Here is a 13,807-nt window from a genome sequence, read left to right on the forward strand (position 1 = left end):
CCCCCACCGATCCAGAATCAACGAAAATCGACATCGCGCTCACCGTGAACGATCTCTACCAGTTTTATCGACTCCTGCTCCATTGTCAGGACGAGGGTATCGACCTTGCGCTGGAAATATCGATGTAATACGAGAGTCGGTATCGCGACTGACAGACCCGCGGCAGTGGTAATGAGCGCTTCTGAAATACCCCCTGCCAGTACGTTGGCATTACCCGTACCCTGAATCATGATCTCAGTGAAGACCTTGATCATTCCGATAACGGTACCCAGCAGCCCCAGCAAGGGCGTTATTGCCGCGATGGTGCCAAGACTGTTTAAAAAGCGTTCAAGTTCATGGACTACCACTGTAGCGGCTTCCTGAATGCTCTCTTTCATCACTTCCCGGCCATGGGATGAGCTATTAAGGCCGGCCACAACAATCAAGCCCAGCGGGCTTTCCTGCTTGATGATGCGCATTCTTTCGGGTGTCATCTCGCCACTGCGGACAAGCTCCCACACCTGAGCCAGCAGCCCCCTGGGCACTACGCGAGAATAGCGAAGGGTAATAAATCGTTCGGTGATGATGGCCAGCGCCAGTATTGAACTGCCGATTATCGGCACCATCAACCAGCCACCTGCCTGAATCAACTCAAACACTGCGCATCCTCCTGACCTGAAGAGGCCCTACTTTACCACAGCGCCGCCAACCCTGAGTAGGGCGTTAACCCGCTGTCCAGTAACGTTTTTTCACCTCTCGCCAAGCATCGCTCCGACAGGATTCCTCCGCGTGGATAATCACAGCACCATCGGTCGCCGTATCAAGCACCTGGGCACCGGCATGGCGAACTCGATCAACCACCTCCGGCGCAGGATGGCCGAAGCGGTTAAACATCCCGCGGCTGAAAATAACCGTCTCCGGCTTCAAGGCTTCCAACCAGAGCCCGGAGGTGGAGGTCTTGCTGCCATGATGGCCCGCAATCAGCCAATCGACTTTCGGCAACTGAGCCCGGGCAACAAGATCACGCTCCCCAATCTCTTCGAGATCACCGGGTATCAACAGCACACAGTTACGACCTTCAACCACCACCACACACGACTGACCGTTATCGTTCACCCTCGCACTTTTGGAGGCTTGCATGTAACGAAAGCGAACTCCTCCCATAAGGAGATCCCCCTTCTCAGCGCAGCCTTCAGCACTCATGCGCTCCTTCAGCGGCTGGCCGACCACTAGCGCTTCATAATCATATGCGCTCACATAAGCCGACAGCCCCCCGCTATGATCCAAATCGTCATGGCTGACCACCAACTGCTCCACCCCTTCGAGATTCCGGGCGCGCAGAGACGGCGCTATTGCGGAATAGAAAGCCGCCCCCCCGCCGAAATACCCAGGCCCCAAGTCGTATATGACTCGACCATCACCGGTCTCGACCAGTACCGCCAGCCCCTGCCCCACATCGAACACAGTCGCCGTAAAATTCCCCTGAGCAGGCAATTGAGTCTGTGATGCCAACAAAGGTGCCATCATGCAAAGCGATAGCCAGCGCCATTTGAGAGGCAACGGCAGCAGCCACCAGACGACGGCAATCACGGCCAATACCGTGGCGCCGATGCCCACCTCAGGAAGAGCCAAGTACAAGCCCAGGTCCTGACGCATCGATGCAATTACAGCCCAAAATAACTGGACTCCCCACTCGATCAATTCAGCAGACCACTGAACCCCAGAGAGTGCAGTCGGTAGCAGGAACGGTAGTGCCATCACCAAAACCGACACGCTTGGAAGCGCGATGAAATTCACCATCGGTGCCAGAAAACCAACCTGATGAAAAAGCACAGCTGTAATCGGCAGCATCCCGACAAACAACTGGCCTTGCATCCTCCACCATTGCGCCATCCGGTGACGCCACTCTCCCCCTACCTGAACCAACCATATCAGGATTGCAACCGCTGCAAATGACAGCCAAGCCCCCGCTTCAACAACCGCCAGGGGCTGCATTAGCAATACGAGTGCTAACGCAAGTCGCCATCGTTTCCACGCGCCGAACGGATGCAGCCACCACTCGCCTGCAATGAACGCAATCACCATGATCAACGCTCGCTGCACGGGAAGCCCCATACCCGCAACACCCGCATAGGCAACGCACAAAAGTAGCGACAGCACCAACCCGACGTGTCGTGCATACCTAACGTTGAAACCGGCAAGCATCGGCAACACCAAGAGCACGCGCCCCAGGAGCAAGCCCACCCCCGCCATTACCGCCACATGCAGCCCACTTACAACAAGCAGATGAGCCGTTCCCGTTTCGCTCAACAGGCGCCACTGATCAGGCGTCAAGGCGGAGCGGTCGCCCAACGTAATGGCACGCAAGGTAGGTGCAACATCCGGCGTAAAACACCGGTCGATGGCATCTGCGATGTACTGACGTATAGCCGCTACAGACAGTCCTGATGCCTGTCGAGCGACAAGTTGTCTGATATAGCCGCGTGCATCGATCGACTCACTCAAGTAACGCCTCTCGGCATCAAAAGAGGATGGGTTACTCAGACCCCGGGGAGGAAAGAGCCTTACAACCGCCTTCAGGCGGTCACCCGCTTTTAACAACTGGTGCGCATCATAATAGGACAGATGGATACGCCTTAACCGCTGCAGCCGCGGATCATCGCTGTCCACCTCAACCACACGAAGCGTAAAACGTTGGCTGCGTGTTTTGGCGACCGGAAGTTGATCGATGATCCCTGTAATGCCCACATCGACACGAACCAGAGCATCGGGTAGACGGTGGTACAATTGCCATCCGCCCCACAAGGCGGCCAGCAGTACCCCAAATAGAAAATGTGCGGTAATCACCCTAGCGCGGCGGATAACCGCAAGCATTGCCGCAAGAAATAGAACAGGCGTATATGAGAGATCAGGCAGCCAAGCGACTGCCAGCAATCCACTGATAAATGCGATCATCCTTGATCTTCACTGTTGGCTTACGCAATCACTGTCGGCATAATTGCCCCACAAAATGAGTGAACGCCCTAATATGCCGCGCAAAATATTCAAGAAATACATGCCGGATCAGCACAAGCTACGTGCCCACCCGTCCCTGCGCTGGCTCGGCGACCATCTTCACAACCCCAACCTCTGGCACCTGACCCGCAAATCCGTGTCACGGGCCTTTTTGGTCGGAATTTTTTGTGCGTTTCTCCCGATTCCGGGACAGATGCTGGTTGCCGCCGTGCTAGCACTTTTGATGGCAAGCAACCTCGCCGTATCCATCGGTTTGGTGTGGCTTACCAATCCCTTAACGATGCCACCCATCTTTTACTTCACCTATCGAATCGGCGCCTGGCTTCTGGATACCCATATTCGGGATCGCATCAATTTCCACTGGGATCTGGCATCCCTCCAAACGGAAATTGCAGCGATCTGGTGGCCCTTACTGCTGGGCTCGGTCCTGACCGGCGTTGTTCTGGCACTGCTCAGCTATGTCTGCATCCAGTGGTTCTGGATCTGGCACGTCAACCACCACTGGAAGAAACGAAAGCCCGGGCGCTTTCGTCAAAAAGACGATCAGGCTGACTGATCGCTCCAGTGCTGCAGCTTACCGTCAACAATCTCCACCGCTCTGTCCATCCGCCGAGCAAGCGCCAAGTCATGTGTCACGGTGATGAACGCAATACCAGACTCTTTGTTGAGCTTATCGAGGTACTTTTCCACCTCTTCTGCAGTATGTCGGTCGAGATTACCCGTAGGCTCATCCATCAGCACGCAGGCCGGCCGGCATACCAGCGCACGCGCGATCGCCACACGCTGACGCTCACCGCCGCTTAACTGGCCAGGCTTATGCTTCACTCGGTGGCTAAGCCCCACCCGTTCGAGCAACATCTGCGCCTCTTTTCGCGCATCGCTTGCCGATTGCCGAGCAATCAGCAGCGGCATAGCTACATTCTCCAGCGCAGTAAACTCATTAAGCAGGTGGTGAAATTGATACACAAAACCAAGGTACCTGTTTCGAAGAGCAGCTCGACGCACCTCACTAACCTGGAACAAGGCTTCACCCGCCACTTCCACCTCTCCACCATCAGGCTTATCCAGGCCACCGAGAATGTTAAGCAACGTGCTTTTACCACTGCCCGATGAGCCCAGAATTGCCAGACGCTCACCAGCGGCGACTCTCAGATCAACGCCCGAAAGCACCGGCACTTCGCTACTACCATCACGGTAGCTCTTATGCACTCCGGAAACGCTCAAAACCGGATTACTCATAACGCAACGCCTCCGCCGGCTGTGTCCTTGAAGCCCGCCATGCGGGATAGATAGTGGCCATAAAGCTTATCGCCAGAGCCGACGTTGTGATCAAACTGACGTCACTCCACTGAAGTTCGGAAGGCAGATAACTGATGAAATAAACGTCAGCCGACAAGAACTGAATCCCGAATACGTGCTCTATCCACTCGACAAGATCGGTAACGGTCAGCGCCAGAGTGATCCCAAGCAGCACACCCAACAGCGTTCCGACAAATCCAATCACCACCCCCTGCACAATGAAGATTCGCAGTATGGTGGCAGGCGTCGCGCCCATCGTTCTCAAGATCGCGATATCCGCCCTCTTGTCCGTCACAACCATGACCAGTGTGGACACTATATTGAACGCAGCCACGAAGACGATCAAAAACAACAACAGGCCAATCATGCGCTTCTCTAGCTGGATAGCCTGGAACAGGTTGCCATGGGTACGCGTCCAGTCACTGGCGCTAAGCATCCTCGGTTGCGCAAGTTTTCGCACCAACTGCGGAGCCTGAAACAGGTCTGAATAGCGCAAACGAAGCCCGTCCACGGAACCGGGCTCCATGCGCTTGAGGCGCGCAGCGTCATCCATATTGATATAGGCCAGATTGGCATCAAGCTCGGCACCTACCGAGAATATGCCACTTACCGTAAAGCGCTTCATGCGCGGGGTAATTCCGGCCACACTCACAGAGGCTTCGGGTAATACCAGTGTCACCTTGTCACCCACCTGCGCGCCAATATAGCGGGCCAGCAAATCCCCCAAAATAATCCGGTACTCGCCCTGCTCAAGGTCTTTAAGACTTCCGCGCTTAAGATGATCGCCGATGATCGAGACCTTCGGCTCCTCTTCGGGACTTATGCCGTTCACGAACACACCCTGCACGCGCCCTGCATGCGTCAACATTCCCTGAGCCTGTATGAACGGGGCAACACCCTCAACACCTTCACTTTTGGCAATATCGGCCTCGAGCGCCTGCCAATCGCTTAATGGTTCACCGTAATTCCCCACGGTGGCATGAGGCACCATACCCAAGATGCGCTGCTTCAATTCTCGATCAAACCCGTTCATCACCGACAGCACCACGATGAGAGCAGCAACACCCAGCATCAAACCAAGCATTGAGACCAAAGATATGAATGAAATGAAATGATTGCCACGTTTTGCAGCGGTGTAACGCAGACCGACAAACAGCGATAGCGGTTTATACATTGAACGCTCTTTATACCCGCTGTCGGCTAACAGGCCGACAGAATATTTGTTTATACTCAACGGCGACGAACCGAGAGTCATAAGGAGCCCGCTGTGGATCAGGACCGCCGACAATTCTACCGCATCGACCACCCGGTCGTATTGGATTATAAAATCGTATCCGAGTCGGAGGTCGCAGGCTCTTCGCAACCCTACCAGTTCAACGTCTCACCCTATTTTCTGCTTCAGAGCCAGCTATCGAGCATCGACGCCGAATGCCAGCATCTGGTCTACAAAATCGCAGAGTCTACCCCACATTTGGCAACGTATCTCCAGCACCTGAACAAGAAAATAGATTTAATCGGTCAGGCACTGTCTGACAGCCAGATTGAATTCGATCCCGTTAAATGCCAGACCATCAACCTGAGCGAGGGCGGACTCTCCTACACTAACGAACAAGCACTGGAGATCGGCACGCTTCTGGCTATAAAGCTTGTGTTCCCCGAGAACAGCCTCGGACTGCTCCTGTACGCGGAAGTTCAGCGCTGCGAGAAAAAAGAGGAAGCCTTCGATATCGGTATCGCCTTCCGCAAAATGCCGGAAAGCTGCCGCACCCTGCTGGCACGCCTGATCATTGAAGCACAGTCGCGAGAACGCCAGGCTCAACTCAATGACTAAATCTAAACCGTCAAAAAACAGCGTTCTCCATCACTTGGGTGTTGCTGTTGGCTTAACAGGCCTTGGCGCCTGGTTTATGGCGGGTCGCGAGCTCGGGTTTCTGGACTGGGCTACACGCGTCGCCCCTGATGGTTATTCTGGAGCCTCACTGATGCTGGCGATTATGGTGATGATGGCGCCTGCCTTTGGCATCTGGACGCTCTTTAATCGCTGGCTGGAGCGACGGCTGGACATAAAGGGCCGCTACATGGAGGATGAATATTATCGCTCGGACGAAGCATCGCCCCCCCGGGATGGCCGCTGACAGCAGAAGTAAAAAAGGGGCGTAAGCCCCTTTTTAACACAAGTAAACCCTTACAGGTTTTCGATGCGGTTCAAGCCTGCAATGGCAGCGACACGATACGCCTCAGCCATTGTCGGGTAGTTGAACGTTGTGTTGATAAAGTATTTAAGGGTATTGGCACTGCCTTCCTGATGCATGATCGCCTGCCCGATATGAACGATCTCGGATGCCTGATCGCCGAAGCAGTGAATACCCAGAATAGCCAGCGTCTCGCGGTGAAAGAGTATTTTCAGCATACCGACCGGCTCACCTGAAATTTGGGCACGTGCCGTGTCCTTGAAAAAGGCCTGCCCCACTTCGTAAGGCACGGCTTCAGCCGTAAGCTCCTCTTCCGTTTTACCGACTGAGCTGATCTCCGGAATCGTATAGATGCCGGTAGGCACCTCATTGATATACCGAAAGTCTTCACCGTTGAGCATATCGGCAGCCGCAGCACGCCCCTGGTCCAGGGCTGCCGAAGCAAGACTTGGCCAGCCCACAACATCACCAACGGCATAAACGCCTTCACACTCAGTGCGATAATGATCATCTACCGCAATCTGGCCACGGCTGTTGGCCGTCAAGCCGATCTTCTCGAGCCCAAGGTGAGCGGTATTACCGGTACGACCGTTACACCAGAGGAAAGCATCTGCCCGGATGCGTTTACCGGATTTAAAGTTGACGATCACACCGTGAGCATCGCCCTCAACCGACTGATACTCCTCGTTGTGACGGATCTTAACTGCGTTGTTGCGCAGGTGGTAACTCAATGCGTCAGATATTTCGCTATCCAGGAACGAGAGCAGACGATCACGTGTATCGATCAAGTCCACCTTCACGCCAAGCCCGCTGAAAATCGACGCGTATTCACATCCGATAACCCCAGCACCGTAGATCACAAGCGTGCGTGGCGTGTGGCTGAGCTTGAGAATAGTATCGGAGTTATAGATGCGCGGATGGTTGAAATCGATGTCATCCGGCGAATAAGGACTGGAACCCGTCGCAATCACGACGTTCTTCGCGCGCAGTACCTCACGCGCCTCGGAGCGCCCCTCAATTACAATCTCACCTTTGCCACTGAACTGGGCACGTCCGAAAAAGACGTCGACACGATTGCGGGCATAGAAGTTCGTACGCAGCATGACCTGATTAGAGATCACCTTCTCTGCGCGGTTCAACACCTTCGGGAAAGAGAACCAGCGAGGCTCTCCGATATCGCGAAACATGGGGTTGGTGTTGAATTCGATGATCTGCTTGACTGAGTGTCGCAGCGCCTTCGACGGGATCGTGCCTTTGTGCGTACAGTTACCGCCAACGGTATCCTGCTCCTCTACAACGGCCACACGCCTGCCTTTTTTAGCAGCGCTCATCGCCGCCCCTTCTCCGGCAGGTCCCGAACCGATAATCACGACATCATAGTCATATACAGCCATTCAACTCCCCTTCTACGATCTGCAATGCCAACCCGGCACCAAGATACACCTTGCCACCGGGTGAGCCCATTACGCTTTGGATTTATAGATATAGTGTTTAGGTTCTTGCTTTTACTTCGTAAGCCAACTCATCGTCTACAGGCTGAGCGGCATCAGCACCCTTTTGACGCTTCTGTTCCTTCTCGCAGCGCGCCTTATCCCCCCCGCAGATATCGCACGCGGTCTCCATTCCCAGTGCACTCATGCCCCCGCATGAACCGGCGATAGGCTTGCGCCCCATCAGCACGCCGATCGACATCGCACCGATAATGACCATCAATGCAACAAAAGTCAGAATCATGATATCCATTACTTAACCTCCTTCAGGAAAGCTTCAAACTCTGGCGTTGATATCTCCCTGAACCCGTCATTTTCTTTGACAATAAAAAATGCCGCAATCTTCCTTTCTCGGGCAAAACGAAGACCTTCGTCCTCACCCAGCACCATCAGCGCCGTTGCCATAGCATCAGCGTCCATACACTTGGGCATCAACACGGTGACAGACGCCAGTCTGTGACGAATAGGATAGCCTGTTCGTGGATCGATCGTATGAGAAAATCTCACGCCATCCTGCTCAAAGTAGTTGCGGTAGTCTCCTGACGTGGCGATTCCGATATCCTTGACCTGAATGACACGCTCAACCTCGCGCACACCCTCGACAGGGCTCTCTATAGCCACCCGCCAATCACTGCCATCTGGCTTAACGCCCCGTGCACGCAACTCTCCACCGATCTCGATCAGGTAACTTGAAACACCGTTCTGCTCCAGCAACTCAGCGACCTGATCCACCCCATAGCCTTTCGCGATGGATGACAGATCCACATATTGCTCACCGGACTTGGTCAATTGGCCATCCTGCGAAAGCGTCAGCGCATGATAGCCGACCCTTGCGCGTAGCGTCTCAAGATCGGCCGGCTCTGGGGCTTTCACAACACGCCCATCAGGCCCAAACCCCCACAGATTCACCAAAGGCCCAACCGTCACGTCGTAAGCACCGCGCGTTTCTTCACTAAGTGTGAGTGCTGCACGAACAACATACGCAAGGCCACTGGAAAGCTTGACCTGACTCCCGGCTGGAGCCTGATTGAACTGCGAAAGCTCAGAGTCGGGAATATAGGTCGACATGTGCTGATTGACATCTTTGAGCAACGCACCAACTTTCGGTCTAAGCTCCTCAACCCTGTCCTGATTGGTATCCACCCAGCGCACGCTGAAACTGGTACCCATTGTCAGTCCGTCGAAACCGATGACCTCAGGTCCTGGCTTACCCTGACAACCCGTAAGAACGAAAACGGCCAGCAGCAACGCTGCTGGCCATCCCAGACTGGATATAAGTCTGCGCATCCCTATCAACCACCGAAGTCGTCAAGCAGGATGTTTTCACGCTCCACGCCAAGATCCAGAAGCATCTTGATCACGGCGGCGTTCATCATTGGCGGCCCACACATGTAGTACTCGCAATCTTCAGGCGCATCGTGATCCCTCAGATAGTTTTCGTACAACACGTTATGGATGAACCCTGTATAACCGGTCCAGTTATCCTCAGGAAGCGGATCGGACAAGGCCAGATGCCACTTGAAGTTCGAGTTCTCTTCCGCCAGCTTGTCGAACTCATCCACATAGAACGCTTCACGCATGGAGCGAGCACCATACCAGAAGGAGATCTTACGCGTAGAGTTCAAACGCTTAAGCTGATCGAAAATGTGAGAACGCATCGGCGCCATACCCGCACCGCCGCCGATAAACACCATCTCGTTATCAGTTTCACGAGCAAAGAACTCACCGAACGGTCCGTATACAGTGATTTTGTCACCCGGCTTAAGGCTGAAGACGTAAGAGGACATCTGACCCGGCGGGATACCCTGGCTACCCGGAGGCGGAGACGCGATACGGATGTTGAACTTAACAACACCGCGCTCTTCCGGATAGTTCGCCATCGAGTAGGCACGGATTACCGGCTCATCGACCTTGGACACATACTGCCACAGGTTGAACTTGTCCCAGTCACCACGGAATTTCTCTTCGATATCGAAATCCTTGTAGTGAACCTCATGCACAGGCGCTTCCAGCTGAACGTAACCACCGGCACGGAAGTCCACGCTCTCACCCTCTGGCAGACGCAGCGTCAGTTCCTTGATGAAGGTCGCAACGTTAGGGTTGGACTCAACTGTACATTCCCACTTCTTCACACCAAAGACATCGTCTTCAACGTGAATCTTCATATCCTGCTTGACTGCAACCTGGCATGAAAGGCGCCAGCCTTCCTTACCTTCACGCATGGTGAAGTGCGACTCTTCGGTCGGCAGCATGGAGCCACCACCATCCAGCACCTGACATTTGCACTGTGCGCAAGTACCGCCGCCACCACACGCAGACGCCAGGAAGATGCCTTTGTTGGCTAGGGTCTGCAGCAATTTGCCACCCGCCGGTACGGTGATCGATTTTTCCGGATCATTGTTGATCTCGATCGTCACATTACCGGAGCTGACCAGTTTCGCGCGTGCAGCCAGAATCACGGCGACCAGTGCGAGCACCATCACCGTGAACATGACCACACCTAGAATGATTTCTGCATTCATAGGTTTATCCCATCCTTAAACTGTTCATGCCCGCATTACAGCTGGACGCCGGAGAACGACATGAAACCCAGCGACATCAGACCCACAGTAATGAAGGTGATACCCAGGCCACGCAGACCTTCCGGCACGTCGCTGTACTTCAGCTTCTCTCGGATACCGGCCAGTGCGGTAATCGCAAAAGCCCAACCAAGACCAGCACCCGCGCCGTAAACCACACTTTCACCAAAGGTGTAGTCACGCTCCACCATGAACAGTGCAGCACCCATAATGGCGCAGTTTACAGTGATCAACGGCAGGAACACGCCAAGCGCGTTGTACAAAGCCGGCACGAACTTATCGAGGAACATCTCGAGGATCTGTACGATCGCCGCGATAACTCCGATGTAGGAGATGTAGCCCAGGAAGCTCAGATCGACATCCGGATAACCAGCCCAAGCCAGTGCGCCTTCACGAAGAAGGTGGTTGTAGATCAGGTTGTTGACCGGAACGGTGATGACCAGCACCACCACAACAGCAACACCCAGGCCGATAGCCGTCTGAACCTTCTTCGAGATCGCCAGGAAGGTACACATCCCGAGGAAGAAGGCCAGGGCCATGTTTTCAACAAAAATCGCCTTAACAGCAAGGCTGATATACTGTTCCATAACTTACACAGCCTCCTTAATGCTGGGCGCCTTTGGTGTTCGGTGCCAGAGTGTACTCAGGCTTCTCGACCTGCTCCGGTTTCCAGGAGCGAATGATCCAGATGAACATACCAATGATGAAGAACGCGCTCGGCGGCAACAGCAGCAGGCCGTTACCCTGATACCAACCGCCATTGTTAACAAGCGGCAGGATCTCGATACCGAACAGTGAACCTGAACCGAGCAGCTCACGAATGGTGCCGACGAACATCAGAACGAGGGTATAACCCAAGCCGTTACCGATACCGTCCAGGAAGCTGATGCCCGGCGGGTTCTTCATCGCGAACGCTTCGGCACGCCCCATTACGATACAGTTGGTGATAATCAAACCAACGAATACCGACAGCTGTTTGGAAATCTCATAGGCAAAAGCCTTGAGGATCTGGTCGACCACGATTACCAGAGAGGCGATGATCGTCATCTGCACGATGATACGAATATTGCCCGGAATCTGGTTACGGATCGCCGAGATAAACAGGTTTGAAAACGCCGTTACCAACGATACGGCGATACCCATTACCAAAGCAGTCTTGAGGTTGGAAGTCACCGCGAGTGCTGAGCAGATACCAAGGATCTGCAGCGCAATCGGGTTGTTCTTGACGATTGGCCCTATCAGGACCTCATTTGTCTTGGACATCTGTTAGGCCTCCCCTGCACGCAGGTTATTCAGGAACGGCGCATAACCATTTTTACCCATCCAGAACTGGATGAGGTGGGTCACGCCGTTACTGGTCAGCGTTGCACCGGACAGTGCATCAACCTTGTACTCGGCTTCCGGCGCAGACGGATCCACACCACCCTTGACCAGATGAATTTCAGGATCGCTGGTATCGGAGCCGTAGACTTTCTTACCCGGCCAGAGCCCTTTCCAGATCGGGTTATCGACTTCACCACCCAGACCCGGCGTCTCGCCATGCGAGTAGAAGCCAAGGCCGACCACTGTATTCAGGTCACCTTCCAGTGCAAGGAAACCATACAGCGTAGACCACAGACCGTAACCGTGAACAGGCAGGATCACCTTTTCAATATTGCCATCGCCGGATTCGATCAAGTAAACAGGCATAACCTTTGCCTGATACTTAATTGACGCGATATCTTCGCTACGGCTGAGTTTCTCACCCAACTGAGGATCCTTGGCAGCCTTTCTGACATCGTAGTTAGCAACAGGCGCTTCTACGAACTTGCCACTATCCAGATCGACATAGCGCGTAGTGATCTGCTTGAACAGCTCATCCACGGACTTGGAAGGATCTGAAATGCCGGCAGCTGCCAAGATATTGGACTTACGGTCCAGATCCTTGTTTGCCACCTGTTTGGGCTTGAGCATAACCGCTGCAGCGGACACGACCACGGAGCAGATTACGCAAAGCAGGATCGTAACGGTAAGCGTTTTACCGATAGTATCGTTATTAGACGACATTGCGCTTCATCCTCCGTTTGATATTCGCCTGCACCACAAAGTTGTCGATCAGCGGGGCGAACAGGTTGGCAAACAGAATCGCCAGCATCATCCCTTCAGGGAAGGCCGGGTTCACAACGCGGATGAGTATCACCATCACACCGATCAGGGCACCGAATACCCATTTACCGGTGTTGGTCATCGAAGCGGAGACCGGATCGGTTGCCATAAAGAACATACCGAAGGCGAAACCACCCAGCACCATATGCCAATAGAATGGCACCGAGAACATCGGGTTGGTGTCGGAGCCAATCATATTGAACAGCACCGACATGCCTACCATGCCGAGGAATACACCGGCAACGATACGCCACGCCGCGATACGCGCAAACATGATGATCAGACCGCCGATCAGGATCGCCAAGGTAGAGGTCTCACCGACCGAACCCTGAATCGTACCAATAAAAGCGTCCATCCAAGTAATGTTGTTGGCTAGAATCTGGTCAACGCCACCTGCGGCTGCAAGGCCCAGCGGCGTCGCACCGGAGAAACCGTCAACAGCCGTCCAGATCGCGTCGCCGGACATGTTGGCCGGATACGCGAAGAACAGGAACGCACGCGCGGTCAATGCCGGGTTCAGGAAGTTCTTGCCGGTACCGCCAAAGACTTCTTTACCGATAACAACGCCAAAGCTGATGCCCAGCGCCACCTGCCACAGAGGAATTGTCGGCGGCAGAATCAGCGAGAAGAGCACAGAGGTCACGAAGAAACCTTCGTTGACTTCATGGCCGCGCTTCATGGCGAACAGCACTTCCCAGAAACCACCCACTACGAATGTAGTGATATAGATCGGCAGCCAGTAGACCGCGCCGTGAATGATGTTGTCCCAAACACTGTTCGGATCAAAACCTGTCAGGGCAGCCGCAATGGCACCGCGCCAGCCAGTAGACTCGGTCAGACCGAGATCTGCCATAGCCGAGTTGGCCTGCAAACCAACGTTGTACATACCGAAGAAAATCGCCGGGAATGTACACATCCACACCAGAATCATGATGCGCTTGAGGTCAACAGCATCACGAACGTGAGCTGCGCTCTTGGTCACCTTGCCCGGCGTATAGAAAATGGTATCGACCGCCTCGTAAAGCGCGTACCAGTTCTCGTATTTACCGCCCTTGTGAAAGTGCGGCTCGAGATTATCCAGAATAGATCTCAAACTCATGGCCTGCCT

At 54.1% G+C, this 13,807-nt stretch carries 15 protein-coding genes; 3 read left to right on the forward strand and 12 right to left on the reverse strand.

From position 1 onward, the window contains the following. Window positions 1-17: 17 nt before the first annotated feature. Window positions 18-638, reverse strand: coding sequence for a MotA/TolQ/ExbB proton channel family protein (locus ADIMK_RS18295; protein ID WP_036191178.1), 621 nt, complete (start codon window positions 636-638; stop codon window positions 18-20). A gap of 64 nt (window positions 639-702) precedes the next feature. After that, window positions 703-2,934, reverse strand: a complete 2,232-nt coding sequence (locus tag ADIMK_RS18300) for a DNA internalization-related competence protein ComEC/Rec2 (RefSeq protein ID WP_036191179.1) — start codon at window positions 2,932-2,934, stop codon at window positions 703-705. Between the two features lie 73 nt (window positions 2,935-3,007). On the opposite strand from ADIMK_RS18300, the gene ADIMK_RS18305 reads away from it, so the two are divergent. Then, window positions 3,008-3,550, forward strand: a complete 543-nt coding sequence (locus ADIMK_RS18305; RefSeq protein WP_036191180.1) for a DUF2062 domain-containing protein — start codon at window positions 3,008-3,010, stop codon at window positions 3,548-3,550. Here ADIMK_RS18305 and lolD read toward each other — a convergent pair. Together lolD and ADIMK_RS18315 are read right to left on the reverse strand one after the other, a co-directional pair. Then, window positions 3,538-4,233: a lipoprotein-releasing ABC transporter ATP-binding protein LolD gene (lolD, locus tag ADIMK_RS18310; protein WP_036191181.1), complete on the reverse strand. Its 696-nt coding sequence runs from the start codon at window positions 4,231-4,233 to the stop codon at window positions 3,538-3,540. The genes ADIMK_RS18305 and lolD overlap by 13 nt on opposite strands. Continuing rightward, the gene (locus ADIMK_RS18315; RefSeq protein ID WP_036191182.1) at window positions 4,226-5,467 is read right to left on the reverse strand and encodes a lipoprotein-releasing ABC transporter permease subunit; all 1,242 of its coding nucleotides are present in this window, start codon (window positions 5,465-5,467) and stop codon (window positions 4,226-4,228) included. The genes lolD and ADIMK_RS18315 overlap by 8 nt, the downstream gene beginning before the upstream one ends. A 93-nt stretch (window positions 5,468-5,560) precedes the next feature. On the opposite strand from ADIMK_RS18315, the gene ADIMK_RS18320 reads away from it, so the two are divergent. Together ADIMK_RS18320 and ADIMK_RS18325 are read left to right on the forward strand one after the other, a co-directional pair. Continuing rightward, window positions 5,561-6,124, forward strand: a complete 564-nt coding sequence (locus ADIMK_RS18320; protein WP_036191183.1) for a PilZ domain-containing protein — start codon at window positions 5,561-5,563, stop codon at window positions 6,122-6,124. After that, on the forward strand, window positions 6,117-6,428 hold the full coding sequence (locus ADIMK_RS18325) for a hypothetical protein (protein WP_036191184.1): 312 nt from the start codon (window positions 6,117-6,119) through the stop codon (window positions 6,426-6,428). Before ADIMK_RS18320 ends, ADIMK_RS18325 begins: the two co-directional genes overlap by 8 nt. Before the next feature lie 50 nt (window positions 6,429-6,478). Here the strand turns inward: ADIMK_RS18325 and sthA are convergent, their stop codons facing one another. The 8 genes from sthA to ADIMK_RS18365 all read right to left on the reverse strand — a co-directional run bounded on the left by sthA (window position 6,479) and on the right by ADIMK_RS18365 (window position 13,798). Further along, the gene (sthA, locus tag ADIMK_RS18330) at window positions 6,479-7,879 is read right to left on the reverse strand and encodes a Si-specific NAD(P)(+) transhydrogenase (protein WP_036191185.1); all 1,401 of its coding nucleotides are present in this window, start codon (window positions 7,877-7,879) and stop codon (window positions 6,479-6,481) included. Between the two features lie 97 nt (window positions 7,880-7,976). Beyond that, window positions 7,977-8,228 carry a (Na+)-NQR maturation NqrM gene (gene nqrM, locus ADIMK_RS18335; protein ID WP_036191186.1) on the reverse strand — a complete coding sequence of 84 codons (252 nt, stop codon included), beginning with the start codon at window positions 8,226-8,228 and terminating at the stop codon, window positions 7,977-7,979. After that, window positions 8,228-9,262 (reverse strand): FAD:protein FMN transferase, encoded by a 1,035-nt coding sequence (locus tag ADIMK_RS18340; protein WP_036191187.1) that lies wholly within the window; start codon window positions 9,260-9,262, stop codon window positions 8,228-8,230. The genes nqrM and ADIMK_RS18340 overlap by 1 nt, the downstream gene beginning before the upstream one ends. Window positions 9,263-9,267: 5 nt before the next feature. Beyond that, the gene (nqrF, locus tag ADIMK_RS18345) at window positions 9,268-10,497 is read right to left on the reverse strand and encodes an NADH:ubiquinone reductase (Na(+)-transporting) subunit F (protein WP_036191188.1); all 1,230 of its coding nucleotides are present in this window, start codon (window positions 10,495-10,497) and stop codon (window positions 9,268-9,270) included. Between the two features lie 35 nt (window positions 10,498-10,532). Continuing rightward, window positions 10,533-11,141 (reverse strand): NADH:ubiquinone reductase (Na(+)-transporting) subunit E, encoded by a 609-nt coding sequence (gene nqrE, locus ADIMK_RS18350; protein WP_036191189.1) that lies wholly within the window; start codon window positions 11,139-11,141, stop codon window positions 10,533-10,535. A gap of 16 nt (window positions 11,142-11,157) precedes the next feature. Continuing rightward, window positions 11,158-11,817, reverse strand: coding sequence for an NADH:ubiquinone reductase (Na(+)-transporting) subunit D (locus ADIMK_RS18355; protein WP_036191190.1), 660 nt, complete (start codon window positions 11,815-11,817; stop codon window positions 11,158-11,160). Window positions 11,818-11,820: 3 nt separating this feature from the next. After that, on the reverse strand, window positions 11,821-12,600 hold the full coding sequence (locus tag ADIMK_RS18360) for a Na(+)-translocating NADH-quinone reductase subunit C (RefSeq protein ID WP_036191191.1): 780 nt from the start codon (window positions 12,598-12,600) through the stop codon (window positions 11,821-11,823). Then, entirely contained in the window at window positions 12,590-13,798 is a 1,209-nt protein-coding gene (locus ADIMK_RS18365; RefSeq protein ID WP_036191192.1) for an NADH:ubiquinone reductase (Na(+)-transporting) subunit B, read from the reverse strand. Before ADIMK_RS18365 ends, ADIMK_RS18360 begins: the two co-directional genes overlap by 11 nt. Window positions 13,799-13,807 lie beyond the last annotated feature (9 nt).

The sequence above is a fragment of the Marinobacterium lacunae genome (assembly GCF_000705555.1).
Lineage (GTDB): Bacteria > Pseudomonadota > Gammaproteobacteria > Pseudomonadales > Balneatricaceae > Marinobacterium_D > Marinobacterium_D lacunae.

Bases quoted from the DNA above. Each gene is read 5' to 3' on its own strand.
- nqrE (WP_036191189.1), bottom strand. From the start codon at position 11,141: ATGGAACAGTATATCAGCCTTGCTGTTAAGGCGATTTTTGTTGAAAAC.
- ADIMK_RS18315 (WP_036191182.1), bottom strand. From the start codon at position 5,467: ATGTATAAACCGCTATCGCTGTTTGTCGGTCTGCGTTACACCGCTGCA.
- sthA (WP_036191185.1), bottom strand. From the start codon at position 7,879: ATGGCTGTATATGACTATGATGTCGTGATTATCGGTTCGGGACCTGCC.
- nqrF (WP_036191188.1), bottom strand. From the start codon at position 10,497: ATGAATGCAGAAATCATTCTAGGTGTGGTCATGTTCACGGTGATGGTG.
- ADIMK_RS18300 (WP_036191179.1), bottom strand. From the start codon at position 2,934: ATGATCGCATTTATCAGTGGATTGCTGGCAGTCGCTTGGCTGCCTGAT.
- ADIMK_RS18325 (WP_036191184.1), top strand. From the start codon at position 6,117: ATGACTAAATCTAAACCGTCAAAAAACAGCGTTCTCCATCACTTGGGT.
- ADIMK_RS18365 (WP_036191192.1), bottom strand. From the start codon at position 13,798: ATGAGTTTGAGATCTATTCTGGATAATCTCGAGCCGCACTTTCACAAG.
- ADIMK_RS18360 (WP_036191191.1), bottom strand. From the start codon at position 12,600: ATGTCGTCTAATAACGATACTATCGGTAAAACGCTTACCGTTACGATC.
- ADIMK_RS18355 (WP_036191190.1), bottom strand. From the start codon at position 11,817: ATGTCCAAGACAAATGAGGTCCTGATAGGGCCAATCGTCAAGAACAAC.
- ADIMK_RS18340 (WP_036191187.1), bottom strand. From the start codon at position 9,262: ATGCGCAGACTTATATCCAGTCTGGGATGGCCAGCAGCGTTGCTGCTG.
- ADIMK_RS18305 (WP_036191180.1), top strand. From the start codon at position 3,008: ATGCCGCGCAAAATATTCAAGAAATACATGCCGGATCAGCACAAGCTA.
- nqrM (WP_036191186.1), bottom strand. From the start codon at position 8,228: ATGGATATCATGATTCTGACTTTTGTTGCATTGATGGTCATTATCGGT.
- lolD (WP_036191181.1), bottom strand. From the start codon at position 4,233: ATGAGTAATCCGGTTTTGAGCGTTTCCGGAGTGCATAAGAGCTACCGT.